Origin of the sequence: Rahnella sp. PD12R (genome assembly GCF_019200965.1) — a bacterium.
Classification (GTDB): domain Bacteria; phylum Pseudomonadota; class Gammaproteobacteria; order Enterobacterales; family Enterobacteriaceae; genus Rahnella; species Rahnella laticis.
This window is the reverse complement of sequence record NZ_JAHTMS010000006.1, coordinates 193,307-218,811: the sequence shown is the minus strand read 5'-3', so window position 1 is coordinate 218,811 and position 25,505 is coordinate 193,307. Positions and strand designations below refer to the sequence as shown.

Sequence of the window (25,505 nt, the reverse complement as noted above, 5' to 3'; positions counted from 1 at the left end):
CGTTTTACTGCTCGCTGAGGATACGCATCATTTCTGCGTTGTAACGGTCACCCGCCGCAACGTGGAAAGGAAACACTGCTTCGATCGCCGCGATTTCGGCTTCACTCAGGGAGACATCAAGCGCGGCGATGTTTTCCTCAAGATAATGACGACGTTTGGTGCCAGGGATTGGCACCAGATTATCGTTACGCGATAACACCCATGCCAGCGCCAGCTGCGACGGTTTCACCCCTTTTTCCTGCGCCAGTTCACCGATTTTTTCCGCCAGTTGCAGATTCTTTGCGAAGTTTTCACCTTCGAAACGCGGGCTGAAACGACGGTAATCGTCAGGCTCAAGATCGTCCATTGAACGGATTTGTCCGGTCAGAAAACCGCGTCCCAGTGGGCTGTACGGCACAAAACCAATGCCAAGGCGTTCGCACGCCGGCAAAATCTCCGCTTCCACATCCCGCGACCACAGCGAATATTCCGTTTGCAGCGCAGTAACCGGATGCACTTTGTGCGCACGCTCCAGCAGGCTGACAGACACTTCGCTCAGCCCGATGTAACGGATCTTCCCTTCCTGAACCAGATCCGCCAGCGCGCCCATGGTTTCCTCAACGGGAACAGACGGATCAGGACGGTGCTGATAATAGAGATCGATAACATCCGTTCCCAGACGCTTCAGGCTGCCTTCAACGGATTGACGGACATAATCCGGATGTCCGTTGGTGGCGCGTGCGTGCGGGTTCGCGAGGTCACGCACGATGCCGAATTTGGTGGCCAGGAAAACTTTATCGCGACGCCCTTTCAGAAATCGTCCCAGAAGTTCTTCATTGGTATGCGGGCCGTACACGTCGGCGGTATCAAACATCGTGACGCCCAGTTCCAGCGCACGTTCCAGCGTCGCCATCGACTCTTTTTCATCCTGACCGGTGGTGTAGAAATCGCTCATGCCCATGCAACCCAAACCGAGCGCTGACACCATCGGACCCATTTTTCCAAGCTGACGTTGTTTCATTGAGATTCCCTCAAGACATGAAGAGTAAGTAACGGGAGGAAGTGTGCTTGTTATTGCGGATAAGATAAATCATCCAAAACGTGCAACACTGTTCATAAATCGCAAACAATGGTGAGCGCCTGCGGAGAAGTAAAATGGATCAGATACAGGCAATGAAAATTTTCATCCGTATCGCCGAGCTGGAGAGTTTTAGCCGTGCGGCGGAAGACCTTGATTTACCGCGCGCAACGGTCAGCACGACGCTGAAACGGCTCGAACAACGGCTGGGCGTTCGGCTGTTTTTGCGCACCACGCGTCAGGTTAAAATCACCGATGAAGGTAAAATTTATTACCAGCGCTGCCTGCAATTACTGTCAGCGCTGGAAGAAGCCGATACCTTATTTGCCCATCACAAAAACCAGCCCGCCGGAACGGTCAGAATCGACATGCCGCATTCGCTGGCGCGCGTGATGGTGATTCCGGCGTTGCAGGCATTTTATGAACGCTACCCGCATATCACCCTGAGCGTCAGCGCCAATGACAACTCCGTTAATTTGCTCGATCAGGGCGTGGATTGCGTGATTCGTGCGTGGCCGTCAGAAGACGAAAATCTGCAATCGCGACATCTGGCCAATCTCGAACAAATCACCTGTGCGTCTCCGGCGTATTTCGCGAAATTTGGCATCCCGCAGACGCGTGCAGATCTCGCCGCGCATCAGGCTATTGGCTACTTTTTCGCACATCAGCAACCGGAATCGCACCTGGAATTTGTCTCGGATGGCACGGTCGAAAAAATTCCGTTACGCCGCACGCTAACGGTCAGCGGCGCGGATGCGTACGTTGCAGCGGCAAAAGCCGGTTTTGGCCTGGTTCAGGTTTCGAGACTGGCGATAGCGCAGGAACTGGAACGGGGAGAACTGGTTGAAGTCTTGTCAGCATTAACGCCGCCGCCGATGCCGCTTTACATCATGTATCCGCCGGGACGTTTTCTCGCGCCACGTATTCGCGTGTTTCTCGACTGGCTGATTACGCTCTTTTCACAGCCGGATGCGTGAGTGGCGCCGTCGGCATTAATAGAAAAATTGCTGATTAAACCATCAATTAACCTGGCTTTGTTCTGACAGATTCACCCATTCACCGTGAATATGTTGTTTTTTACATCAACCGTCCGAAATGGGGGAAATAACAGTTGACGCCTGTGGGAAAATCTCTAGAATTCGCCCCCGTGGTTGTGTTACTTGCTGATGACATTCCGATGAATGCGTCAACACAGTAATCAATTGGTTCGCGATGGTGGCGGAATTGGTAGACGCGCTAGCTTCAGGTGTTAGTGTCCTTTGGATGTGAGGGTTCGAGTCCCTCCCTTCGCACCAAAACAATCACAAGATTTATATTGCACGGCACGGTACGCGATGGTGGCGGAATTGGTAGACGCGCTAGCTTCAGGTGTTAGTGTCCTTCGGATGTGAGGGTTCGAGTCCCTCCCTTCGCACCACTCCGGTGATATAAATCAGCAGTAAGCAGAATTCATCTGTGCGAAGGTGGCGGAATTGGTAGACGCGCTAGCTTCAGGTGTTAGTGTTCTTACGGACGTGAGGGTTCAAGTCCCTCTCTTCGCACCACATGATTCTGTTCTTCGGTTTTCCCTTCCTGTATTAACGCCTTAGATTTCAAAAAGTAAAAAATCCCCTTCGCTTTACTGTTTTTCCTGTTTCTCATCTTCGTATTCCTGTGTTTAAAACCTGTGTTTTCATCACAAACTAAAATTCAACGTCACTGCCGCCAGACCACCCGCCAGCGCCATAAATGAGGGCAGCAGCAGATAATGGCGCAACGTCCGGTGGAACAGCATGCCCAGCGTCACCAGCATCGCGACCACGACCAGAACGCGCAGCTGATCCAACGTCATATGCGCCAGCGCCAGCAACGGCATCAGCGCGCAAGGCAGCAAAACGCCCCAGCCGCTGGTCAGACGCTTACCCAGCATCCATACAACCGCCCAGATCCCACATGCCATGACAATTGCCGGTATCATAACCCTGCTCCAAACGTTGATAATGAGAACCAATATCATATAGGATTTTTTCTCATTTACCAGTCGTCCCCGCAATAAATCAGACGACACAACGCCCGTCTGCCAGTGCGCCCGCCTTTAAGGTAAGGTCTGCGTGGTTATTTGCGGTCTTGTACTCCGTTTGGGTGACACCTGCGTACAAAAGTGCTAATTTTAAAGGCGTTAAACCAAATTAGTGAAACCGGGTTAATTAAATTTTTTATAATAGTCACTAAAAAAACTATATTTATAGAATTCTAATAATTACCTATTAGAACTATTAGCCTGCCTGCATGGAACTTGTCTTAATGGAATAAGCGCGCGGTATAGGGCGATAAGAATCTTTATCTATTCAGAACAACACACGCTAAATAGAGTAAATTTGATGATATCTCATTCCTATGATGAGCTGCTGAGAAGCAAACATCGGCTGGCGATGCTCCTATTCTTTTTTTTAAATAGTGCCACAGCGCTATTTTCGATGGTTTATCCACCTGACAATGCAGCGGCGACACCCTTTCCGCTGATACTGATTTTTGCACTTTGTTGTGGCGGGTTAATATTTTCTTTTTTCAGTAAGAAAAATTACTCTTCACATCTGAATATGTGTTCTGTGATTGTCGGTCTGTTATGGGCCTGGCAAATAGCATTACGTTTTGAGGAAGTCGGGCAAACAGATAAAAATTATCTGGTGATCAGTTTACTCAGTATATTCTTTATCAGCGCCATCGCTTTGTCAGATAATTTTCTGGCTTTTTGCCTTCATGCAGTACCTTCCACTATCTGCGTGATCTTTCTGGATGACTTTCAGCACATCGGGCATATCCTGTTCACCGTCATGTTGCCGCTGATTGGCCTGTGGCTGCATCACCTGATGCTCAAACGCAGTGACGAATTCACCCGCCGCATGGTGTCGAATCTCTACAGCGAAAGGGAAAAGTTCAGCGATCTCAGTATGCTGGATCCGCTCACCGGCCTGTACAACCGTCGTGGCTTACAGAACAAGCTGGAAACCCTCTTTAATCAGGCGTCCGGCCATTACGTGATGCTGCTCGATATCGATCACTTCAAGGCCTACAACGACAATTACGGCCACAGCATGGGTGATCAGGCGCTGGTGCGCGTTTCTGCCGCCATTCGTGACGCCGTGCGTTCGCGGGATGTGGTCGTTCGTTATGGCGGAGAAGAGTTTCTGGTGCTGATGTCGAACGTGAAACAGGAACACGCAATCCGGATGGCAGAACGCATTCAGAATAAGGTTCTGGGGCTGAATATCCCGCATTTGTTTAACGCACAGGTCTCGACTCACGTTACCGTCAGCGCCGGGTTAGCTGCGCTGGAAGAGGGCGATTTTATTAGTGCCCTGGGCAACGCTGACGCCTCACTGTATAAAGCCAAAAACAGCGGGCGTAATAAAATATTTTATGCGTGGGAAGAGAATAATGAGCGCCACGAAATCGCTGAAGAAAAATTAGCCTGATTATTGCCGGAAAGTAACATTGATAACAGCGCGCTCATTGTTATTATTTTTGCTAGCGATAATGATACCGTTGCCCTGTTCGATAATAAAGCGCGCTCATTCATTATCACTGCATAATCATTCAACTTTCGGCCTGATTAATGGTTCAGGCTGAAAGTTAAACAGCTTGTTTACCTTATTGAATGTTACAAAACCCTGTTACCCGCCTGACTGAACGCCCTGCTTAAATAACTCTTTCATTTTGTAAATACCCACAAAAATAAGATGTATAAAAATAATCCTAATCCCGACGTTGTTTTGTCATCGCCCCCACAGAATATTGCTTTTTCCCGCCAGGTTTTATGTTACAAATCCCGTCTACTTTATTGTTTTAACGCCATTATTTAGTCTGTTTCAAAATTTGTGAACTCTCTCACGCCCACCTTCCGGCGAGTGCCAGAGGCTATTTTCCCGTGGCACTGACCGGAAGGCTCCCTGATCGAACACTTCTTACACTGTTGCCCACCCGCCGTACTGACTTCTGACGGATCAGCGTGTTACGGCGGGCTTATTCACCTCATTACCACTCTGTTTCTCTACATAACAAAAGGTCCGGTGTATGAACAGTTCGATAGTTTTAGGGATTATCTGGCATCTGATAGGAGCGGCCAGCGCAGCCTGCTTCTATGCACCTTTCAAGCAAGTGAAAAGCTGGTCCTGGGAGACCATGTGGTCGCTGGGCGGCTTCTTTTCCTGGATTATTTTACCGTGGGCGGTGAGCTACGTACTTCTGCCCGATTTCTGGGCGTATTACGGCTCGTTCAGCTTTGCCACCCTGCTGCCGGTTTTCCTGTTCGGCGCGATGTGGGGCATCGGGAACATTAATTACGGCCTCACAATGCGCTATCTCGGGATGTCGCTGGGAATAGGTATCGCCATCGGGATCACCCTGATTATCGGCACATTGATGACGCCGGTTCTGCAAGGCAAAATCGGTATGCTGTTCGGTACCGCCGGTGGCCGGCTAACGTTGCTCGGCGTTCTGGTGGCGGTGATTGGCGTGGCGATAGTCAGTTACGCCGGTTATCTGAAAGAGAAAGCACTGGGGATTCAGGCGGAAGAATTTAACCTGAAAAAAGGGCTGATTCTGGCGGTGATGTGCGGGATCTTCTCCGCCGGGATGTCGTTTGCGATGAGCGCAGCGGTGCCGATGCACGACGCAGCACGCGCGCTGGGCATCGACCCGCTGTACGTGGCCCTGCCAAGTTATGTGGTGATCATGGGCGGCGGCGCTATCGTCAACCTTGGTTTTTGCATCATCCGTCTCGCGACGCGAAAGAACCTTTCGCTCAGGGCAGACATGTCCGTTGCGAAATCCCTGCTGGTGGCCAATATCCTGTTCTCCATCCTGGGCGGCATCATGTGGTATCTGCAATTCTTCTTTTACGCCTGGGGACACGCGAGCATTCCCATCGAATACGACTACATGAGCTGGATGTTGCACATGAGTTTCTACGTACTGTGTGGCGGGATCGTCGGTCTGGTTCTGAAAGAATGGGCGGGCGTCGGCAGAAAACCGGTTCGCATTCTCTGCCTCGGTGCGCTGGTGATCATTCTGGCTGCCAATATCGTCGGGCTGGGAATGGCACTCTGATTTTCAATCCGTAAACCCTGGCGGCAGAGCGTGCTTTGCCGTTATCAATCCGCCGCAATCAGCGAAAAAGGCTGCGGCGGCGTCTTTTTCGCCTGAGCAATAAACCGCTGCCGGTAATCCCTCGGCGAAACACCGTACGCACGGTTAAACACCACGGAAAAATAATTACTGTCGTCAAAGCCGCATTCGGCAGCCACATCACCAATCGCCATGTTGCCATAACGCAGCAAACTCATTGCCCGGCACAGTCTGAGCTGACGCAAATAACTCATCACACTCAGGCCGGTATGTTGCTTGAATAACGCCCGCAGGCTGCGGGGATTCAGCTGATGTTGCTGACAAAACGTCTCCAGATGAAACGGTTGGGCAATACCTGCCCGCAGCGCCATCAGCAATAAATCCAGCTGATGGGCATCGGGCAACGCGCCGCTGTCCGGACGGTGCCGGAAGCGCAGCAAAAGCAGCGCCAGCTGCATCAGCAACGCTTCGCTCAGCTGAACAGACAGCGGCTCGGATTTCATACATTCCTTCGCCAGCTCATCCACTTTATCGCGCAAAACGGACATCCCAAGCGTGCTCAGCCGCCAGTAACGCTGTTCCTGGCTGGCATTTTCTCCCGGCAATAATTGCGCCCAGTCGGCTTCCAGCCGGAAACGTTCGCGGCAAAACAGCACATTATCGAGCGCCAGTTCATTGGCAGATTCATAGCTGTGCCGGTCTCTGGCGTTGATATAAAACAGGTCGCCGCAGGTAATGGGATAGGGAATATCGTTCCAGATATGCATACCGTTGCCACGCCAGACGATCACCAGTTCATCGAAATCGTGGTCATGGGTGGGGAAATCCGCCTGCGGATGGCGCTCTTCTACCACTACCGAGTTCATCCCGGTCAGAAAGAGGTCATTTTTATTGAGTCTTAAAGACATAGCAGCAATCCCATACCCGTTTGACGGCAAGATAAACGAGGCGGCTCAGGCAAAAACCTGAGCGCACGAGAGGCACCGCTTAACGTAGCTGATCACGCATGAGTTTTGGCGACACCGAAAATTCCCGACGGAACTGCGTCGAGAAATGGTTACTGTCACTGAACCCGCAGGCATAAGCGATATCCGTAATGCTCTGATCGCTGTGGTGTAAACGACGGCGGGCTTCCAGCAGGCGCAGGCGGTTGAGATACCGCTGCGGCGTCATGCCGGTGTAATGCTTCATCTGCCGGTGCAGCGTGCGCAGCGCCAGCGAAAACCGTTCGGCGGCCTCGGTCCAGTTAACGTCCTCACTGTAATGTGACTGGAGCCATTGCAAAAGTTGGTTAACCCTGTTTTCCGAGGTATCTCGCAATTGTGGCTGGAAACAGTCCTGATAAAGCAGGATCAGCAGCTGTAAAAACAGGCTTTCGCGCGTGGCGATGTGTTCCATTTCCACACTGGCGGGCAGCGCTTCCAGCTGCGCGATACAGTTCAGAACCTGATGCAGCACACACGGGCTGAGTTGCCAGTGGATCTGCGACTGATAGTGATGTTCCTGCGGCAGAAAATGGCCGACATCCTGAATAAAGCGAAACGCTTTTGGCGAACGGAAAAGCACATTGGTCAGCCGCAGGTTATCCACGTTTTCAAACAAGTGATGATCGCTGGCGCGAACAAAACACACCGTTCCGGCGGTCAGGGTATACGGATTGTCATTAAAGATGTGCACGCCCGAGCCGCTTTCCACCAGCATAATCTCGTGGAAATCGTGGTAATGCTCCGGGAAAACGTCTTGCGGAAGACGCCGCTCAACCGTCACAGTCAGCTCAGGTGCCGCAAAATAATCATCACCCTTCAGTAACGTCATTTATCGCCTCCGGTTCAGGAAATCATGATGCTTCGGAAAACAACCCTACCCTGCGCGTGCCGTTCTTACCTTCAAACGGCGGCGTGAAAAACGTCATAAACGGTCAGATTTTTAAGATTCACCCCACCACGCAGCAGATCTGCGGCGAAGATCACAGTCGCCCGCCCAGCACGCATTCCCTTTTGCAAAACCTCGCCAGAGGCAGCTTTCGGCTGATCTGTGATCTGCCTCGCATCTACCTTTTTAATGCTGCCATCCCGTCAAAACCGGTGGCAATCACCGGAAGGTGACCCCGCAACGCCTCCCCTACACTGGCTGCATATTCAATAAGGAATGGCCGCTATGAGAACTCACCATCTTGCCGCTATTGACCTCGGCGCTTCCAGCGGCCGGGTAATGCTGGCGACGTTTACCCGCCACGATGCAGACCCGGCAGCAACGCTGACGCTGAAAGAAATTCACCGTTTTCCCAATAACCTGCTGCACATAGGCGGTCACGAAACCTGGGATCTTGATGCGCTGGAAAAACACATTCTCGAGGGGCTGAACCGCCTGGATGCGTCGGGCATTCAGCTCGACGGTATCGGCATTGATACGTGGGGCGTGGACTATGTCCTGATCGACGAACACGGCGAGCGCGTAGGGTTGCCCGTTTCCTACCGCGATAACCGCACCGAAGGCGTCATGGCACGGATGGAACAACAGCTGAGCCGCGAAGCGATTTACCAGAAAACCGGCATCCAGTTTATGCCGTTCAATACGCTCTATCAGCTGCGTGCGCTGAGCGAACAGCAGCCTGAGGTCGTGGAGAAAGCCGCGCATCTGCTGATGATCCCGGATTATTTCCTCTACCGTCTTACCGGCAAACTGAATCAGGAATACACCAACGCCAGCACTACGCAGATGCTGAATATTGCCACCGGCGACTGGGATGAAGACCTGCTGAAACTGGCAGGCGTGCCGCGTCACTGGCTGACAAAACCAGGCCAGCCCGGCCATTCTCCCGGCCTGTGGCACAGCCCGCGCGGCCGCAGCGTGCCCGTTTTCAGTGTCGCCACGCATGACACCGCCAGCGCAGTCGTCGCCGCGCCGCTCACCGGCACGCACAGCGCCTATATCAGCTCCGGCACCTGGTCGCTGATGGGCATCGAAAGCCCGAAAGCGTTCAATCACGCCGGTGCGCTGCACGACAATGTCACCAATGAAGGCGGCATCAACGGCAGCTATCGCGTACTGAGCAATATCATGGGGTTATGGCTGTTCCAGCGCGTTTGCCGCGAACTGAATATTCAAGACCTGCCTTCATTAATTACGCTGGCCAAAAACGTCCCGCCGTTCACCTATCTGATTAACCCGAATGAAGACCGCTTTATCAATCCGCCGTCAATGGTCGATGCCATTCGTGAAGCCTGCGAACAGGCAGGAGAACCGGTTCCGGACTCACCGGCCGAACTGGCGCGCTGTATTTTCGACAGCCTTGCCATGTTGTACCGGCAGGTGTCCGTTCAGCTGGCGAAGCTGCAAGGTGAGCCGCTGCGCGACATTCACATTGTCGGCGGTGGCAGCCAGAACCAGTTCCTGAACCAGCTTTGCGCCGACACCTGTCAGGTGAACGTCAGCGCCGGGCCGGTTGAAGCCTCCACGCTTGGCAATATCGGCTGCCAGCTGATGGCACTTGATGCCGTAAAAGATGCCGCTGAATTTCGTCGCATTGTCGCCACGAATTTCGAGCAACGCCATTACCTCCCCCGTATTCACGAGGATTTCCCAATTCACTGGCGCCGTTTCCAGGCGCTCTGTCACGCCAATGAGGAGCTCGCAGTATGACTTCATCTATCGACAACGCATGGACGCTTGCTAAAGAACGTTTCGCCCAACTGGGCATTGATGCCGAAGCCGCAATCAAACAACTCGATACCCTGCCGGTTTCAATTCATTGCTGGCAGGGGGATGACGTCGCGGGTTTTGAAAATCCGGAAGGCGGGCTGACCGGCGGTATTCAGGCGACCGGTAATTACCCGGGCAAAGCGCGAAATGCACAACAGCTGCGGGCGGATTTAGAACTGGCGATTTCAATGATCCCCGGCCCTAATCGTCTGAACCTGCATGCTATTTATCTGGAATCCGATAAACCGGTTCCGCGCAATGAAATCGAACCGAAGCATTTCACCGGCTGGGTCGACTGGGCGAAGAAAAACAAGCTGGGTCTGGACTTCAACCCGTCCTGTTTCTCGCATCCGATGAGCGCGGACGGCTTCACGCTCTCCAGCGCCAACCCGGAAATCCGTCAGTTCTGGATTGAGCATTGTCAAGCCAGCCGCCGCGTTTCCGCTTCCTTTGGCCGCGCGCTGGGCACGCCTTCCGTCATGAATATCTGGGTTCCGGACGGCATGAAAGATGTCACCGTAGATCGTCTGGCCCCGCGCCAGCGCCTGATGAGTGCGCTCGACGAAGTGATTGCCGAGAAGTTTGATATCACCGAACACATCGACGCCGTCGAAAGCAAACTGTTCGGCATCGGCTCTGAAAGCTACACCGTCGGATCCAACGAATTCTATCTGGGCTACGCCGCCAGCCGCGGCACCGCGCTGTGCCTCGATGCCGGGCATTTCCATCCGACAGAAGTGATCTCCGACAAAATCTCGGCCGCCATGTTGTATGTGCCGCGCCTGCTGCTGCACGTCAGCCGTCCGGTGCGCTGGGACAGCGACCACGTCGTGCTGCTGGACGATGAAACACAGGCTATCGCCAGCGAAATCGTGCGCCATAACCTGTTCAACCGCGTGCATATCGGGCTGGATTTCTTCGACGCCTCCATCAACCGCATCGCCGCCTGGGTCATCGGCACGCGCAACATGAAAAAAGCCTTGCTGAAAGCGCTGCTGGAACCGACCGACTTGCTGAAAAAACTGGAAGTCGAAGGCGATTACACCGCCCGCCTGGCCCTGCTGGAAGAACAAAAATCGCTGCCGTGGCAGGCCGTCTGGGACATGTATTGCCAGCGCCACGACGTACCGGTCGGCGGTCAGTGGCTGGATACCGTTCGTCATTACGAAACCAGCGTGCTGGCAAAACGCTGATTACCGAAGAATTTATCGTTTAAAAGCATTCACCTTATTCGCAGGAAAGAACTGATGAAAACATTATTTAGCGCGTGGTTTGTACAGGGTATGGTCAAAGCGACCACCGATATGTGGCTGAAAGGTTGGGACGAGCGCAACGGCGGCAACGTCAGTATGCGTCTGCTGCCGGAAGACGTGGCACCGTACAAAAATGATTTTTACGCCCACCCGCGTCAGGTTGAACTGACCCAGCACGCGCCGGATCTGGCTAACGAATATTTCATTGTGACCGGCTCCGGCAAATTCTTCCGCAATGTACAACTCGCCCCTTCCGAAGCGCTGACCGTGATCCAGCTCGATGACAAAGGCGCCAGCTACAAAATCCTCTGGGGCCTGACCGCGGGTGGCCTGCCGACGTCTGAACTGGCGTCGCATCTGCAATCTCATGCCGTGCGTAAACGCGTCACTCATGGGCAGGACCGCGTGATCATGCACTGTCACGCCACCAACCTGATTGCGCTGACTTACGTGCTCGAACCCGACAGCGCGAAAATCACCCGCAAGCTGTGGGAATGCAGCACCGAATGTCTGGTGGTCTTCCCCGACGGCGTGGGCATTGTGCCGTGGATGGTCCCGGGCACCGACGGCATCGGCGCAGCCACTTCCGACCGTATGCAGCATCACAGCCTGGTGCTGTGGGCCTTCCACGGGATCTTCGGCTGCGGCCCGACGCTCGATGACGCCTTTGGTCTGATCGACACCGCTGAAAAATCAGCGGAAATACTGGTGAAAGTAATTTCAATGGGTGGCATGAAACAGACGATTCAAACCGACGAGCTGATTGCGCTGGCTAAACGTTTTGACGTCACACCTTTTGAGGCCGCTTTAAAAGCCTGAACCGGCCATTAAACCCGGCACAGGAACGACGGAATGTTTCCTGTCGCCGGGACCGGCGCAGATCAGGAGCCGCGCGGTCAGGGCATTGATTCTTAATAAAATAGAAGAGGGATTTTATATGAGCTTTATGTTGGCATTACCTAAAATCAGCCTCCACGGCCAGGGCGCGATCAGCGATATGGTTGCGATGCTGGCGACAAAACAACCGGGTAAAGCGCTGATCGTCACCGACGGTCAGCTGGTCGAGTTAGGTCTGCTCGATGGCCTGTTCTCCGCACTGAAAACCGCCGGACTGCCGTATGCGTTATACGGCGGCGTGGTGCCTAATCCGACTTCCGCACACGTAGACGAAGGTTTCCGTCAGTATCAGGAAAATCATTGCGATTACCTGATTGGTTTCGGCGGCGGCAGCCCGATTGATACCGCAAAAGGCATCAAAATCCTGACAGCCAATCCGGGGCCGGTGACGATTTATTCCGGCGTCGGCAAAGTAACGAAACCGGGCGTATTTCTGGTGGCAGTCAATACCACGGCCGGTACCGCTGCGGAACTCACCAGTAACGCGGTGATCATCGACAGCCAGCGTCAGGTGAAAGAAGTCATTATCGATGCGAATCTGATCCCGGATATCGCGGTAGACGATCCGTCGATTATGCTGAAGATCCCCGCAGACGTGACTGCGGCCACCGGTATGGACGCCCTGACGCACGCCATCGAAGCCTATGTTTCTGTCGGCGCGCATCCGCTGACCGATCCGACGGCGCTGGCAGCGATCTCAACCATCACCCGATGGCTGCCAGAAGCGGTGGATCATGGTGATAATATTGAAGCGCGCGAGAAAATGGCGCAGGGACAATATCTGGCCGGGATGGCGTTTAACAGCGCCGGGCTGGGGTTAGTGCATGCGCTGGCGCATCAGCCGGGCGCGACGCACAACCTGCCGCACGGCGTGTGTAATGCCATTCTGCTGCCGGTCGTGGAAGAATTTAACCGTGCCTCCGCCCCGCACCGTTTTGCCGATATCGCACGCGCCATGGGCGTGAATACGCAGGGCATCAGCGAAACGCAGGCCAGCATTGCGGCGATTAAAGCGATCCGTGATTTGTCGGCGAGAGTGGGAATTCCATCAGGATTCAGAGCATTAGGCATAGTCGAAGCCGACATCGAAGGGTGGCTCGACAAAGCGCTGGCTGACCCTTGCGCGCCGTGCAATCCGGGAACCGCAACGCGCGAAGAAGTGCGCGAGCTTTACATGAAAGCGATGTGACTTCTTTTCTCCTTCCCCTTCGCAGGGGAGGGAGAAAACCAAACCAGGAGAATTTAAATGATCCGTAAATCCTTCGTTATGCAGGTCAACCCGAATGCGCATGCGGAATATCAGCGGCGGCATACGCCGATCTGGCCGGAACTGGCGGAGACCCTGAAAGCGCACGGCGCGCACCACTACAGCATTTTTCTCGATGAAAAACGTAACCTGCTGTTCGGGTATGTGGAGATTGAATCAGAAGAAAGATGGAACGCCGTGGCGAAGACGGAAATCTGCCAGCAATGGTGGAAGCATATGGCAGACGTGATGCCTGCCAATGCCGATAACAGCCCGATCAGCAGCGATCTTAAGCCGGTCTTTTACCTCGATTAACCCGCTGTTCCCCGCTTTTTCCCTGCGCGGCAGACTGACCGTTTTTACCCTGAGCCGGTCTGGCCGCCGCCGGTTTTTTCCCTGCACGGAATTCGGTGGATTTGCCTTTTCCGGTCGCCGGATTTTGCGCTTTGGATCCGGTGAAACGCGTCGCGGCCGGTTTATCTTTCCCGGAACGTGATGGCGTAAATTTCGGGTCAAAACCGTCCGGTGGCACCAGGCAATCCGGGCGGATGCCGATCAGGCGGCGCAACCCCATCGCCGTAAGCGCTTCGCGGATCACCGGCCAGTTCACCGGATCGTGATAACGCAGCAACGCTTTATGCAAGCGACGCTGGCGATCGCCTTTCGGCACCACCACGTCCTCACTTTTGTAATCCACTTTGCCGAGCGGGTTTTTACCGCTGTAATACATGGTGGTCGCGCTGGCGAGCGGTGACGGATAGAAGTTCTGCACCTGATCCAGCCGGAAGCGGTTCTTCTTCAGCCACAGCGCCAGATTGATCATATCCTCCGTGCGCGTCCCCGGATGGGCGGAGATGAAATACGGGATCAGATACTGCTCTTTGCCGGCCTGTTTGGAATAGCTGTCGAACAGCTCCTTGAACCGGTAATAACTGCCCATTCCCGGTTTCATCATTTTCGACAGCGGCCCGGTTTCGGTGTGCTCCGGCGCAATTTTCAGATAACCGCCTACGTGATGTTCGGCCAGCTCCTTGATATAACGCGGATCTTCCACCGCCAGATCGTAACGCACGCCGGAAGCGATCAGGATTTTCTTGATGCCTTTCAGGCTGCGTGTGCGGCGGTAAAGATTGATGGTCGGCTCATGGTTGGTGTCCATGTGCGTACAGATTTCAGGATAAACGCAGGACGCGCGGCGGCAGCTTTGTTCCGCTTTTGGCGACTGGCAGCGCAGCATATACATGTTTGCCGTCGGGCCACCCAGATCGGAAATCACGCCGGTAAAGCCGGGCACACTGTCGCGGATCTCTTCGATTTCACGCACGATCGACTCTTCCGAACGGCTCTGAATGATCCGCCCTTCATGTTCAGTGATCGAACAAAATGCGCAACCGCCGTAGCAACCACGCATGATGTTGATCGAAAAACGGATCATGTCATATGCGGGGATCGTGGATTTTCCGTAAGACGGATGCGGCACGCGCTGGAACGGCAGGCCAAAAACTTCGTCCATTTCTTCCGTGGACAGCGGGATCGCCGGAGGATTAATCCACACATAACGATCGCCGTGTTTTTGCATCAGCGCCCGCGCACAACCCGGATTGGTTTCGTGGTGCAAAATACGCGAGGTGTGGGCGTACAGCACTTTATCGCCCTTCACTTTTTCGAACGACGGCAACAGAACGTAGGTTTTCTCCCACGGTTTAGGTTTTGGCGCACGAACGGTAACCGGCTGCGGCGCATCCGGCGCAGGAAGTTCCCCTTCCGAACACGGTAAATCCTCGCCGTACGGGTTCATAATCGGTTCAATTTTGCCGGGCTTATCGAGCCGCGTGGAATCCACTCCGCTCCAGCCAATCAATGCAGTTTTACGCATCACGGCGGTATTTCGCACGTCGTGAATATCTGCAATCGACTCGCCCGCCGCCAGCCGGTGCGCCACTTCCACCAGAGGTCGCTCGCCGTTGCCATAAATCAGCATGTCAGCTTTGGAATCCACCAGCACCGAACGGCGCACGGTATCGGACCAGTAATCGTAATGCGCGATACGCCGCAAACTGGCTTCGATGCCGCCGAGCAAAACCGGCACGTCGCTGTAGGCTTCTTTGCAGCGCTGCGTGTACACCAGCGTTGCGCGGTCCGGGCGTTTGCCGCCGACATTGCCCGGCGTGTACGCATCGTCATGGCGCAATTTCCGGTCAGCGGTGTAACGGTTGATCATCGAATCCATATTTCCGGCGGTCACGCCGTAAAACAGATTCGGCTTCCCGAGCCGCATAAAATCGTCTTTATTGGTCCAGTCCGGCTGCGCGATGATCCCCACGCGGAACCCCTGCGCTTCCAGCATGCGGCCGATGATCGCCATCCCGAAACTCGGGTGATCGACATACGCATCGCCGGTCACCACGATCACATCGCAACTGTCCCAGCCAAGTTCATCCATTTCTGCCCGGGTCATCGGGAAAAACGGCGCTGTGCCGTAACATTCGGCCCAGTAGCGCGGGTAAGAAAACAATGTGCGATCGGGTTGGATCAGGCTGATTGGCATAGGAGGTTCTTCGTTCGACGGCAAATAATTGGCCGCAAATTATACGGGGGCTACAATTTCGACGGGCGGGCAAATCACTCAGATTTGATTTAGATCAGTTTTTGTTTTGAGTACGAAAAAAGCCTGCGTGGAACCGGCAGGCCTTCATCGTTCAAATGCGGAAACTATATTTTGAGTCGTAAGTTTTTCTGAATTTCATCGGTAAATGCCGGAAAAACACCCGCTTCTTTAGCAAATACAGGCCACTGGCTCACAACCTCGATGACTTCATCAATAATCTGATTGGCTTCTTTCTTGAAGGAAGCGGCGGGGATCAGGAGATCCTGACGGGTAAAATGATCACGCTTGCCATTCAGCGATAACTGATGGGAATTCACCCATGGCGAACCCGGTTTGTAGCTGTAAGCGATGTCAAAAGCCGGAGCAAGTTTCCATTGAAAATCTTCATTCAAAATAAAACCGAAGTTCTTTGTGTGGTCATCATGATTTCGGGCGACGATGTTAAATACCATCCGGCGATACAACTCTAAAGCATCACTTTTGCTTTGACGCAGCACCCGCATGAGTGAGAACAATTGCTCGTAGCTGTAATGACCCGGCTGCTTATAATCCGCATGATCCATTGCGCAAAGCGACTGATAATGAATTTTACGGTTGCCGTCCCTGTCGAAGCGTTTCGTCATAAAATGCGCACGATCCCCGTCAGGCAGCAACTCACAATCCGACATCGTAATCCCCGCCGCTCTTGCCATAAGATAAAAAGCAAACTCCATACGCCCAAATCCCTGAGGATCACCGAAAGTCTCTTTCGACTGCGAAGATTCGACAACACCGTCAAATTTCAGCAAATAGTGTTCAAAACCTTCGGGGAGTTTGACCTGACCGCTACGGATTTCAGAACGATCGTTGTTGATGCCAATAACCGCTTTTGGCCGGGCACCGCCCGCAGAGGTTCCGACCTGCAAAATGTGGGTAAACGCGTCATTATCTGCGTCATCATTTAGCTGCTCATCGAGGCCTGCCCGCTGGTTTACCACCGATTGCGCCATCGCAACCAGGCTGTTGAGATCCAGCCTGTCGGCTTCATTTAATTCACGTTCAATGACAGGAAGATATTCCAGCGCACCCATGCCACGGATCCCGGTATAAAGCAGCCGCTCAAGCGCGGAAAAACTCGCCTTATCTTTTCCGGTTCTCGCCAGCCAGTCATCAATAACCGCATTCCCAAAGTCATCGGGTAAAGTATCCGCAAATGCGCCGGGCAAACCTTTGTAGGTTTCACGGGCCAATGCCTGAAATTGATAAACCTGAGAAGAAAGAGGCATTTTTACCGGGCTGATTTCAATGCCTCGCCGGATCCACCTTTCATCGAACTGAAAAGCACACAGGCCAGATGCGACGTCGTATGACAAAGCGCCAACCAGTTCTCCCCACATTTCGACGCGGGCAACGGAGTGACTTACCATCCTAAATCTCCATTTTCAGATGTTTTGTTCGGCTTTTTAGCCACCGCGCGTTGCCTTTTTTTTCCTTCTAACTTCAGCAACTCGATTGGGCTAAAGGGGGTCGGGGGCAGGAAATTTTCCAAATTTTCCAGCTTACCCAGTATGCGCATGATTCCGATGATCACTTCAAATTTAGCTTTTCCTTTCAGTGCATTGCGGTAGCTTCCTTTTGAGATACCCAACTCTTCAAGGATAACGCGCTGAGGGATATTGGCTTCCAGACGAACCTGTTCAAGACGCTTCCCGATTTCACTGGCAATCGCTGTATCCGTCATCGCGTAAAAGTTTACTTTCGCCATTTTTCATTCACTTCACTTAGGGGGTATTAAAGAGACCTTAATGAACAGTTATAGCATGTAAAGGTCATTATTATCACCTTAAAATTAGTCACGCTTGATTTTTTATAAGGGACATCTGAATGTTCCTAACGTTATAAATAGCCAATTAAAGGTCACAATAATGATCATAAAAAAGGCCTGCCGGTTTCCTCGCAAGCCTTTTGTTTTTAGGACTTCTCAACGCAATGACAACGTTATTTCTTCGCCAGTGCCTCGAACACTTTTTCGACGGCGACCGCGCCCGGATCTTTCACGCCTTTCAGGCTGTTGCTGCTGAGATATGAAGAACGACCGGCGTTGGCTTTCTTCATGCTGGCGGTGTCTTTTGCGCCTTTGGCCGCAGCTTTGGCGGCGCCTTTCAGCGCATCTTTTTTGCCTAATGCTTCCAGCGCAGGTTGCAGCGCGTCGATCATGGTGCGATCGCCAAGATCAGCGCCGCCATAATGTTTCATCCGCTCCAGGCCAAACAGCAGCGCTTTCGGCAACTTCTCGCCTTCAGCCACTTTTTTACCCGCCGCCGTGAAGAAGATCGACATCAGTACGCCGCTGGAGCCGCCCATCACGACGGCCAGACGATCGCCGACGACGCCGAGAAGATCGGCCACATTGTTCAGCGGCAGTTTTTTGCCTTTGTTCTGTTTCTGAATATCCCGCGCACCACTGGCAAACGTTGAACCGGTATCGCCGTCGCCCACTTTGGCATCCAGCTTGTTCAGTTCCTCTTCCAGGTCAGAAAGCGTCTGCGTGATGGTTTCGACAATTTTGCCGACCGCTGCGTTAGACGAGGCTTTCGCGACTTTCTTCTCGCTGATCTTCTTACCTTTTTTGGTCGCCAGTTTTTCCAGTTTCACCAGCGGCTGCCAGCCGGACGCTTCAACCTCTGCCAGTAATGCTTCTTCGATGCCGCCTTTCAGCGCAATCACCGAGAGCGAGAAACCTTTCATATCCAGCGCGCTGACCAGCGACGCCGGGCCAATCAGATAAAGGATTGAACCGCCGAGCGCAGAATGCACCAGCTCTTTGGTCAGCTGATTCATCTCCAGCGGCGAAACGCCACCAAGGTTATTGACCAGCACCGCCAGTTTGTCGCTTTTCTTCACATGTTCCTGAAGCTTTCCGACCAGCGTATCAATCACTTTTTTGCTGTTCTGGGTTTTCATGGTCGACACGCCCGGCTCGCCGTGAATGCCCAAACCCAGCTCAACGTGGCCGGACTCGATGCGCTGTTCTTCTTCATCTTCCCCGCCACCGGGCAGGTTACAACCAGCTGCCGCCACGCCGATACTGGCCGTCGCATCAATGGCCTGCTGGGCAATCTTGGTCACTTCTTTCAGGGATTTGCCCTGCTCCGCCGCATAACCGGCAATCTTGTGGACCAGCGCCGTGCCCGCGATGCCGCGCGGCTGTTTGTTATCCGGCAGGGAAATGTCATCAGACACCATCACCAGTTCGACGTTGTATCCCATGCCTTTGGCTTTTTCTGCCGCCAGGCCAAAGTTGAGACGGTCGCCGGTGTAGTTTTTGACGATCAGCAGGCAGCCCGATTTCCCGGTCACCGCAACAATGGCGTTGAGCACCGCATCAACGCTCGGGGAAGCAAACACTTCGCCGCACACCGCCGCCGTCAGCATCCCTTTACCGACAAAACCGACGTGCGCCGGTTCATGTCCGGAACCGCCGCCGGAAATCAGCGCGACTTTTTTCTTGTCCCAGTCGCGCCGTACGACCACGCGGATTGCCGGATCCACGTCCAGCTTCGCCAGATTTTTGTAGGGAGAGGTCAGGATCACCCCTTCTATCACATCGTTAATCAGAGTCTTGCGGTCATTCATAAAAAATTTAGACATGCAGAGCTTTTCCTTTTAACTGTTTTCCAGGTGTGTAGAGGTAATGAAAAAGTATAGATAACTCAAAACATAACACAGGGAAAATGCGCGGAGGGAGCGGGAAAGGCGGTTTCCCGCCTTTTCAGAAATAAGGTAAAGCCGGGAAATACCTTAAGCCGTTCGGATTGCATCAAGGCAGCAACTGATTGAATCCCCGGGAGCTGACATGGGTCAGTGACCGGGGTGAAAGAAGGCAACCAACGCAGAGGCAGTGCGAAGGGCGACAGGTATTTAGTTACAGGCTAAAACTTTAATCGCCAGACCACCTGTTGAGGTTTCACGGTACTTCGAGTTCATGTCTTTGCCGGTTTCGTACATGGTTTCGATGACTTTATCGAGGCAAACGCGCGGCTCGCTGGTTCGGCGAAGCGCCATGCGCGAGGCGTTAACGGCTTTCACCGCTGAAATCGCATTTCGCTCAATGCACGGCACCTGAACCTGTCCGGCAAGCGGATCGCAGGTCAGCCCGAGATGGTGTTCCATCGCGATTTCTGCCGCCATAAAGACCTGCGCGGTGCTGCCACCCAGAAGCTCGGTCAGACCCGCCGCCGCCATGGAACAGGCCACGCCCACTTCGCCCTGACAACCGACTTCAGCACCGGAAATCGACGCATTCATTTTGAACAGAATGCCGACGGCGCCCGACGCGAGGAAGAAACGGCTGTAGGAATCGGGGCTGATCGGGCGGATAAACTGATCGTAGTACGTCAGAACCGCCGGAATAATCCCGCACGCGCCGTTAGTCGGCGCAGTCACCACGCGGCCACCTGCGGCATTTTCTTCATTCACCGCCATGGCGTACATGTTGATCCAGTCAACGACGCCCATCGGATCGACGTTATTTTTATCCTGCGTCACCAGAATGCGACGCAGAGCCGCCGCACGACGGTTGATTTTCATCGGACCAGGCAATAACCCTTCCGTATGAATACCGCGGGTGATCCCTTCGCTCATCACATTCCAGATGGCAGCAAAGTGATCGCTGATTTCGTTACGGGTATGCCCCGCCAGCTCGTTTTTCAGCATCAGCGCCGACAACGACAGGCCGGTTTCCGTGCAATGTTTTTGCAGATCGCTGGCCGAACGGAACGGGTACGGGCGCACGACAGGGTTTTCATCCTGCACGCCAAATTTGCTGGCTTCGACAATAAAACCGCCGCCAATAGAATAGTAAGTCCGGGTATACAGCAGTTCATCACGATTAAAAGCACTGATGGACATGCCATTTTCATGCAACGGCAAATTGCTGGTGTGGAAATTCATGCCGGAACCGGCTGGGAAATCCACTTCTTTCGCCCCTTTGCCCAGCATCAGACGACCGGAAGTTTCCACCTGGTGTATAAAACCGGGGATCGCATCAATATCAACGTCATCCGGCATATTGCCGGCCAGCCCCATAATGATAGCCAGATCAGTATGATGACCTTTACCGGTCAACGATAACGATCCGTAAACATCCACAGAAACGCGGGTTGTCTGGTCAATATGGCCTGAAGAGATAAGTTCATCAGTGAATATTTTCCCGGCTTTCATCGGGCCGACAGTATGCGAACTGGAAGGACCAATACCAATTTTGAAAATATCGAAGACGCTGATCACGGTAGACTCCATGTCTGAATAGGATTAAGGAATAAATAAAGATGACGGTGGATAAAACAGAAGCAGTGAGCGGAATAACACCCGCTCACCGGATATGACTGTTGAATGAATTAACCCATCAGACTAAATACAATCGCAGACATGGCAATCAGACCCATAATAACCACGAATGCGTTACTGATATGACCGCTGTATTTTTTCATCGCAGGCACTTTGCGAATGGCATACATCGGCATCAGGAATAACAGCATCGCAATAATCGGGCCGCCCAGTGTTTCAATCATGCCTAAAATACTTGGGTTCAGCGTTGCGACTAACCAGGTGGTTAATAACATGAAGATACCGGTATAACGGTTCAGTGCTGGCAGAGGAATTGTTTTCCCTTTGCTGCGCAGTGATTTAATCACCATACCGTTGAAACCTTCACGTGCGCCCAGATAATGGCCGAGGAAAGATTTAGTAATCGCAATAAAGGCAATAAATGGCGCGATATAAGCAATCACCGGGTTAGAGAAATGGTTAGCTAAATAAGACAGAATGGAAACGTTCTGTGCTTTAGCTTCCATCAGGTTTTCCGGAGACAGGCTCAGGACGCAGCTGAAGACGAAGAACATCACCGTCAGCACCATCATGATGTGGCTAAATGCCAGAATACGGGAGCATTTTTTCTCAGCGTCTTCGCCGTACTCTTTACGTTTTGCGACAGCAAAAGAAGAGATAATCGGGGAATGGTTGAAGGAGAACACCATCACCGGAATGACCAGCCACAGCGTCATCAGCATGCCGTGACCCACGCCGTTACCGGACAGAGACACGTTTTCAAATACCGACGTGTTCCAGTTAGGAATAAGGTACAGCGCCAGCGCCATCAGCACGGCTACAAACGGGAAGACCAGAATGCTCATCGCTTTCACGATCATGTCCTGCCCGAAATGTACCAGCGTCATTAAGCCGAGGATCAGAACCAATGACAGCAATGCACGCGGTGGCGCATTCATATGCATCTGGTGAGTAATAAAACTCTCAACCGTATTGGTAATAGCCACGCTGTAAACTAAAAGGATGGGATAGATGGCGAAGAAATAAAGCAGGGTAATTAACTTACCGGCTGAAATACCGAAATGCTCTTCAACAACTTCCGTAATATCTTCGCCCGCATTCTTACCGGATAATACAAAACGTGTTAATCCGCGGTGAGCAAAGAAAGTCATTGGGAAGGCAAGAATTGCCATGATGATTAACGGAATTAAACCGCCAATCCCTGCATTAATAGGAAGAAATAGAACACCTGCACCAATTGCCGTTCCGTAGAGGCCTAACATCCACATGGTGTCAGTTTTACGCCAGGAACTTACCGATTTTTTAGACAGCGTCCCGATTGTTGTATTATCCATGATTCCTCAGTACCTAATTATAAAAATAATTCCGTTTTCCCCAGGAATGGTTGATGTTTTTTTACTGCACCCGTCATCAAAAAAACCACCCTGACGGATAAAACATACCATTAATGCGGGCATGATACCTATCAGCAGCATAAAAATCTGGTGAACAACCTGGCTTTGAGATCATGATCACGAATAACTCATTATTTCCGCCTGATATTCCTTTAAATTCAAAATCATTAACATTTCCTGCAATTTAAATTCATCAATTAGTGATTCCGATAACATTTATTTTTTGTCATATTTTGTTATCCACGTGACTATTATTTAAATAACGGTTGAATTGCCAGCAAAGTGTATTATTTATCGCCGTTTCAGGCTGCCCCGGATTGACTAAAAAACGAACAATTTTCGAACCAAAATCATTACCCCTGCTTCAGGATGCGCCGTTTGCCTGCCTTGTGTAAAAATTTCGGAACAAAGCGAGCGGCGTAACAAGATGAAAAATTTCTTATTGACGCTTTCAGAACTCATGCCGATAAAGTTATTCTTATTCCGGAGAAATAATTTCAACCGGAAGAAAACGCTGAGCGACTCAATGGGAAAAGCCCGAACTCTTTTTTGCCTGTCAGTGAAGACTCATTCCCGCCGTTTTTTGAAGGCTGTGACTGGCTTTGCGCTGCTGACATTGCTTCTGGCCGTTCCGCTGGCGCCGAGTGTGGCAGAAACCGGTGATGCGGCCACGAACGCCGCCGTCGCGCAGACGGTCAACGGCATTCTCAGCTATTCGCGCTGGCCCGACGGCACCGCCTCTTCGGCGCTGACGCTGTGCATCATTCCGCCGGTAAAATATGCCGCGCAATTAACGCCGGACGGCAGCGCATTTTCCGGCAGATCCCTCAAGGTTTTAACCCTTCCGATAGACAGCCCGCTGCTGACGTCGGAGTGCAACGCCATTTATTCCGGCAGTACAACCGCCGCACAGCAAACCGATTTACACCAGCGCCTGGAAGGGCATTCGATTTTGACCATTGGCGAACAGGATGATGCCTGCGCATTACTGAACGCATTTTGTCTGGTGATTACAGCTCAACACACCGGTTTTAAATTGAATCTGGATACGCTGTCCCGCAGCGGCGTACGGGTTAATCCCGCCGTATTACAACTTGCCAGGGAAAAGGAGTGACCATGGAAAATAAAATTCCTGTTCCTGACACAGAACAGCAGAGCCCGCGCACGACGTTGAGCGCCGCACTGAACAGAATCCATGTGATTGTTATTGTGACGGCGATTGGTCTGGCAGGCTTTTTACTCACCCTGCTGGCCCTGATCGCTTTGCGTTCGCATGCCCAAAGCAACCTTGAGCTGACGGCGCGCGCGATTGGCTACACCACGGAAGCGGCACTGGTCTTTAATGATCCGGCAGCCGCACACGACTCGCTGGAGTTCATCGCCAAGCGCGGTGATTTTACGCAGGCGAAAATCCTGACGCCTGCCGGTGCGACATTCACGGAGTGGCAGCGCCCGATCAACACCAACTGGGACAAGCTCGGCCAGTTCGTCGGGCATCTCGCCTTCCCGGAGCCGATTACCACGCAGGTGATCCACTCCGGTTCCGTCATCGGCACCATCTGGCTCGCCGGTAACGGCACCAGCCTGATTGGTTTCCTGCTGGAAACAGTGCTGAGTCTGCTGGGTTGTCTGGTGCTGACGGCGCTGGTCGCGCTGTATTTTTCGCGCCGGATGCAGAAAGGGATTGTCGATGCGCTCGGCCACATCACGCACGTTACGCACGAAGTGAGCGCTAACCGCTCTTTCAATCTGCGCGTACCGTCCGCCCCGATTGTCGAGCTGCATACGCTGAGCCAGGACTTCAACAGCCTGCTGACCGAGCTGGAAGCCTGGGAAAACCATATGCGCAACGAAAACAGTTCGCTGACACAAAAAGCGTTGCACGATGGATTGACGGGTCTGCATAATCGCGCGTTCTTTATTGATACCCTAAATCAGTGCTTCAACCCGATGCGTCCGCCTCTGTCGCTGGCTCTGCTGTTTATTGATGTCGATAACTTTAAAGAGATCAATGACACGCTGGGGCATGCCGCCGGGGACCGTGTGCTGATGGTGATCGGCGAACGGCTGGCAAAAACGCTGCGTCAGGGCGATGTGCTGGCGCGTCTGGGGGGCGATGAGTTTGCTATCCTGCTCGATCCGATGATTTCCACGGCGGAAGCCGTGGCCTTCGCCGAGCGGATTGTCGACATCATGAAAACGCCGGTGATCCTGCTCAATAACAAGACACTGGATGTTTCCCTGAGTATCGGTATTGCGTTGTCGCCTTCGCAGGCGAACAGCGCGAAAGAACTGCTCGAAAAAGCCGACGAAGCGATGTATCGCTCGAAAAAGATATCCGGCAGTTGCTGGCATGTTTCTTCAGGAATGCCGCTTCCTGTCGTGATGAAAGACTAAAAGGAGTTAACACACATGCATAATAACAATCGTTTCAAAACCTGGTGCCAGTATGCCGGAATGGCCCTTTGTATTATTTTCCTGGCGGCCTGCCAGGCCAAACCGGTGACCGGATTAACCCCGGAACAAATCGCGGTTCTGCAAAAAAATGGCTTCACCCAAACGGATGCCGGTTGGGAACTCGGTCTGGATGCCAAAGTTCTGTTTGGCAATAATCAGGACAAACTTTCCGCTGAGAGTAAGCAGTCGGTGGAAAAACTGGCGGGCGAACTTCTGCACGTTGGACTGAACAAAGTGAACCTCGACGGCCATACCGATAACTACGGCGACGCCAGCTACAACAATGATCTGTCGCTGCGCCGCGCCAATACCGTTGCCGCCGCCTTTGCCGATGCCGGAATGCCGCGCGCCAATATCCATACCCGTGGATTAGGCCAAAGCCAGCCGGTTGCCAGCAACAAAACGCAGGCCGGGCGCGCGCAGAACCGCCGGGTTTCTGTGATTATCGTGGTGTAAT

Annotated in this window: 21 protein-coding genes and 3 tRNA genes; 14 read left to right on the top strand and 10 right to left on the bottom strand. The window is 52.8% G+C overall.

Annotated elements, in window-relative coordinates; translation table 11 throughout:
* Positions 1 to 4 precede the first annotated feature (4 nt).
* On the bottom strand, positions 5 to 1,000 hold the full coding sequence (locus KWG64_RS13925; RefSeq protein WP_195813660.1) for an aldo/keto reductase: 996 nt from the start codon (positions 998 to 1,000) through the stop codon (positions 5 to 7).
* Positions 1,001 to 1,134: 134 nt separating this feature from the next.
* Here KWG64_RS13925 and KWG64_RS13920 point away from each other — a divergent pair, with 134 nt between their 5' ends.
* The 4 genes from KWG64_RS13920 to KWG64_RS13905 all read left to right on the top strand — a co-directional run bounded on the left by KWG64_RS13920 (position 1,135) and on the right by KWG64_RS13905 (position 2,601).
* Positions 1,135 to 2,034, top strand: coding sequence for a LysR family transcriptional regulator (locus tag KWG64_RS13920; RefSeq protein ID WP_218522212.1), 900 nt, complete (start codon positions 1,135 to 1,137; stop codon positions 2,032 to 2,034).
* A gap of 232 nt (positions 2,035 to 2,266) precedes the next feature.
* Positions 2,267 to 2,352, top strand: a tRNA-Leu gene (locus KWG64_RS13915).
* A 36-nt stretch (positions 2,353 to 2,388) separates the two neighbouring features.
* A tRNA-Leu gene (locus KWG64_RS13910) sits at positions 2,389 to 2,474 on the top strand.
* 40 nt (positions 2,475 to 2,514) lie between these two features.
* Positions 2,515 to 2,601: transfer RNA gene (locus tag KWG64_RS13905), tRNA-Leu, on the top strand.
* Between the two features lie 131 nt (positions 2,602 to 2,732).
* On the opposite strand, the gene KWG64_RS13900 is transcribed toward KWG64_RS13905, so the two are convergent.
* The gene (locus tag KWG64_RS13900; protein ID WP_165058933.1) at positions 2,733 to 3,014 is read right to left on the bottom strand and encodes a DUF1435 domain-containing protein; all 282 of its coding nucleotides are present in this window, start codon (positions 3,012 to 3,014) and stop codon (positions 2,733 to 2,735) included.
* Positions 3,015 to 3,417: 403 nt separating this feature from the next.
* Between KWG64_RS13900 and KWG64_RS13895 the strand changes: the two genes are divergently transcribed.
* A complete protein-coding gene (locus KWG64_RS13895) occupies positions 3,418 to 4,512 on the top strand; it encodes a GGDEF domain-containing protein (RefSeq protein WP_195813657.1) in 1,095 nt (364 codons plus the stop codon).
* A gap of 598 nt (positions 4,513 to 5,110) precedes the next feature.
* Positions 5,111 to 6,145, top strand: coding sequence for an L-rhamnose/proton symporter RhaT (gene rhaT, locus KWG64_RS13890; RefSeq protein WP_218522211.1), 1,035 nt, complete (start codon positions 5,111 to 5,113; stop codon positions 6,143 to 6,145).
* A 44-nt stretch (positions 6,146 to 6,189) separates the two neighbouring features.
* Here rhaT and rhaR read toward each other — a convergent pair whose 3' ends face one another.
* Both rhaR and rhaS read right to left on the bottom strand, forming a co-directional pair.
* Positions 6,190 to 7,071, bottom strand: a complete 882-nt coding sequence (gene rhaR / locus KWG64_RS13885) for an HTH-type transcriptional activator RhaR (RefSeq protein ID WP_218522210.1) — start codon at positions 7,069 to 7,071, stop codon at positions 6,190 to 6,192.
* 79 nt (positions 7,072 to 7,150) lie between these two features.
* Entirely contained in the window at positions 7,151 to 7,978 is an 828-nt protein-coding gene (gene rhaS, locus KWG64_RS13880; protein ID WP_195823891.1) for an HTH-type transcriptional activator RhaS, read from the bottom strand.
* A gap of 342 nt (positions 7,979 to 8,320) precedes the next feature.
* Here rhaS and rhaB point away from each other — a divergent pair, with 342 nt between their 5' ends.
* The 5 genes from rhaB (at position 8,321) to rhaM (ending at position 13,576) form a co-directional block, all read left to right on the top strand.
* A complete protein-coding gene (gene rhaB, locus KWG64_RS13875) occupies positions 8,321 to 9,805 on the top strand; it encodes a rhamnulokinase (RefSeq protein ID WP_218522209.1) in 1,485 nt (494 codons plus the stop codon).
* Positions 9,802 to 11,058, top strand: a complete 1,257-nt coding sequence (locus KWG64_RS13870; protein WP_218522208.1) for an L-rhamnose isomerase — start codon at positions 9,802 to 9,804, stop codon at positions 11,056 to 11,058. Before rhaB ends, KWG64_RS13870 begins: the two co-directional genes overlap by 4 nt.
* Positions 11,059 to 11,112: 54 nt before the next feature.
* Complete coding sequence (rhaD, locus tag KWG64_RS13865; RefSeq protein WP_218522207.1) at positions 11,113 to 11,937, top strand: rhamnulose-1-phosphate aldolase; 825 nt, start codon at positions 11,113 to 11,115, stop codon at positions 11,935 to 11,937.
* A gap of 118 nt (positions 11,938 to 12,055) precedes the next feature.
* A complete protein-coding gene (gene fucO, locus KWG64_RS13860; RefSeq protein ID WP_218522206.1) occupies positions 12,056 to 13,204 on the top strand; it encodes a lactaldehyde reductase in 1,149 nt (382 codons plus the stop codon).
* 57 nt (positions 13,205 to 13,261) lie between these two features.
* A complete protein-coding gene (gene rhaM, locus KWG64_RS13855; RefSeq protein ID WP_152325225.1) occupies positions 13,262 to 13,576 on the top strand; it encodes an L-rhamnose mutarotase in 315 nt (104 codons plus the stop codon).
* Here the strand turns inward: rhaM and KWG64_RS13850 are convergent.
* The 6 genes from KWG64_RS13850 to KWG64_RS13825 all read right to left on the bottom strand — a co-directional run bounded on the left by KWG64_RS13850 (position 13,551) and on the right by KWG64_RS13825 (position 22,531).
* Complete coding sequence (locus KWG64_RS13850) at positions 13,551 to 15,809, bottom strand: YgiQ family radical SAM protein (protein WP_218522205.1); 2,259 nt, start codon at positions 15,807 to 15,809, stop codon at positions 13,551 to 13,553. The two genes, rhaM and KWG64_RS13850, sit on opposite strands and share 26 nt — an antisense overlap.
* Positions 15,810 to 15,973: 164 nt before the next feature.
* Positions 15,974 to 17,275 carry a type II toxin-antitoxin system HipA family toxin gene (locus tag KWG64_RS13845; protein WP_218522204.1) on the bottom strand — a complete coding sequence of 434 codons (1,302 nt, stop codon included), beginning with the start codon at positions 17,273 to 17,275 and terminating at the stop codon, positions 15,974 to 15,976.
* Positions 17,269 to 17,613, bottom strand: coding sequence for an XRE family transcriptional regulator (locus tag KWG64_RS13840; protein ID WP_195823898.1), 345 nt, complete (start codon positions 17,611 to 17,613; stop codon positions 17,269 to 17,271). The genes KWG64_RS13845 and KWG64_RS13840 overlap by 7 nt, the downstream gene beginning before the upstream one ends.
* 233 nt (positions 17,614 to 17,846) lie before the next feature.
* On the bottom strand, positions 17,847 to 19,499 hold the full coding sequence (locus KWG64_RS13835) for a dihydroxyacetone kinase subunit DhaK (RefSeq protein ID WP_218522203.1): 1,653 nt from the start codon (positions 19,497 to 19,499) through the stop codon (positions 17,847 to 17,849).
* 270 nt (positions 19,500 to 19,769) lie between these two features.
* A complete protein-coding gene (locus KWG64_RS13830) occupies positions 19,770 to 21,137 on the bottom strand; it encodes an L-serine ammonia-lyase (RefSeq protein WP_195813646.1) in 1,368 nt (455 codons plus the stop codon).
* 110 nt (positions 21,138 to 21,247) lie between these two features.
* Positions 21,248 to 22,531 carry an HAAAP family serine/threonine permease gene (locus tag KWG64_RS13825; RefSeq protein ID WP_195813645.1) on the bottom strand — a complete coding sequence of 428 codons (1,284 nt, stop codon included), beginning with the start codon at positions 22,529 to 22,531 and terminating at the stop codon, positions 21,248 to 21,250.
* A gap of 652 nt (positions 22,532 to 23,183) precedes the next feature.
* On the opposite strand from KWG64_RS13825, the gene KWG64_RS13820 reads away from it, so the two are divergent.
* The 3 genes from KWG64_RS13820 to KWG64_RS13810 are packed head-to-tail and all read left to right on the top strand — an operon-like array spanning position 23,184 to position 25,504.
* A complete protein-coding gene (locus KWG64_RS13820) occupies positions 23,184 to 23,705 on the top strand; it encodes a YfiR family protein (RefSeq protein ID WP_255562185.1) in 522 nt (173 codons plus the stop codon).
* Positions 23,706 to 23,707: 2 nt separating this feature from the next.
* Complete coding sequence (locus KWG64_RS13815; RefSeq protein ID WP_195813644.1) at positions 23,708 to 24,988, top strand: diguanylate cyclase domain-containing protein; 1,281 nt, start codon at positions 23,708 to 23,710, stop codon at positions 24,986 to 24,988.
* Between the two features lie 15 nt (positions 24,989 to 25,003).
* On the top strand, positions 25,004 to 25,504 hold the full coding sequence (locus KWG64_RS13810) for an OmpA family protein (RefSeq protein ID WP_195813643.1): 501 nt from the start codon (positions 25,004 to 25,006) through the stop codon (positions 25,502 to 25,504).
* Position 25,505 lies beyond the last annotated feature (1 nt).

Excerpts from the sequence above, each read along its gene's own strand:
- KWG64_RS13925 (WP_195813660.1), bottom strand. The coding sequence starts at position 1,000 with ATGAAACAACGTCAGCTTGGAAAAATGGGTCCGATGGTGTCAGCGCTC.
- KWG64_RS13920 (WP_218522212.1), top strand. The coding sequence starts at position 1,135 with ATGGATCAGATACAGGCAATGAAAATTTTCATCCGTATCGCCGAGCTG.
- KWG64_RS13900 (WP_165058933.1), bottom strand. The coding sequence starts at position 3,014 with ATGATACCGGCAATTGTCATGGCATGTGGGATCTGGGCGGTTGTATGG.
- KWG64_RS13895 (WP_195813657.1), top strand. The coding sequence starts at position 3,418 with ATGATATCTCATTCCTATGATGAGCTGCTGAGAAGCAAACATCGGCTG.
- rhaT (WP_218522211.1), top strand. The coding sequence starts at position 5,111 with ATGAACAGTTCGATAGTTTTAGGGATTATCTGGCATCTGATAGGAGCG.
- rhaR (WP_218522210.1), bottom strand. The coding sequence starts at position 7,071 with ATGTCTTTAAGACTCAATAAAAATGACCTCTTTCTGACCGGGATGAAC.
- rhaS (WP_195823891.1), bottom strand. The coding sequence starts at position 7,978 with ATGACGTTACTGAAGGGTGATGATTATTTTGCGGCACCTGAGCTGACT.
- rhaB (WP_218522209.1), top strand. The coding sequence starts at position 8,321 with ATGAGAACTCACCATCTTGCCGCTATTGACCTCGGCGCTTCCAGCGGC.
- KWG64_RS13870 (WP_218522208.1), top strand. The coding sequence starts at position 9,802 with ATGACTTCATCTATCGACAACGCATGGACGCTTGCTAAAGAACGTTTC.
- rhaD (WP_218522207.1), top strand. The coding sequence starts at position 11,113 with ATGAAAACATTATTTAGCGCGTGGTTTGTACAGGGTATGGTCAAAGCG.
- fucO (WP_218522206.1), top strand. The coding sequence starts at position 12,056 with ATGAGCTTTATGTTGGCATTACCTAAAATCAGCCTCCACGGCCAGGGC.
- rhaM (WP_152325225.1), top strand. The coding sequence starts at position 13,262 with ATGATCCGTAAATCCTTCGTTATGCAGGTCAACCCGAATGCGCATGCG.
- KWG64_RS13850 (WP_218522205.1), bottom strand. The coding sequence starts at position 15,809 with ATGCCAATCAGCCTGATCCAACCCGATCGCACATTGTTTTCTTACCCG.
- KWG64_RS13845 (WP_218522204.1), bottom strand. The coding sequence starts at position 17,275 with ATGGTAAGTCACTCCGTTGCCCGCGTCGAAATGTGGGGAGAACTGGTT.
- KWG64_RS13840 (WP_195823898.1), bottom strand. The coding sequence starts at position 17,613 with ATGGCGAAAGTAAACTTTTACGCGATGACGGATACAGCGATTGCCAGT.
- KWG64_RS13835 (WP_218522203.1), bottom strand. The coding sequence starts at position 19,499 with ATGTCTAAATTTTTTATGAATGACCGCAAGACTCTGATTAACGATGTG.
- KWG64_RS13825 (WP_195813645.1), bottom strand. The coding sequence starts at position 22,531 with ATGGATAATACAACAATCGGGACGCTGTCTAAAAAATCGGTAAGTTCC.
- KWG64_RS13815 (WP_195813644.1), top strand. The coding sequence starts at position 23,708 with ATGGAAAATAAAATTCCTGTTCCTGACACAGAACAGCAGAGCCCGCGC.
- KWG64_RS13810 (WP_195813643.1), top strand. The coding sequence starts at position 25,004 with ATGCATAATAACAATCGTTTCAAAACCTGGTGCCAGTATGCCGGAATG.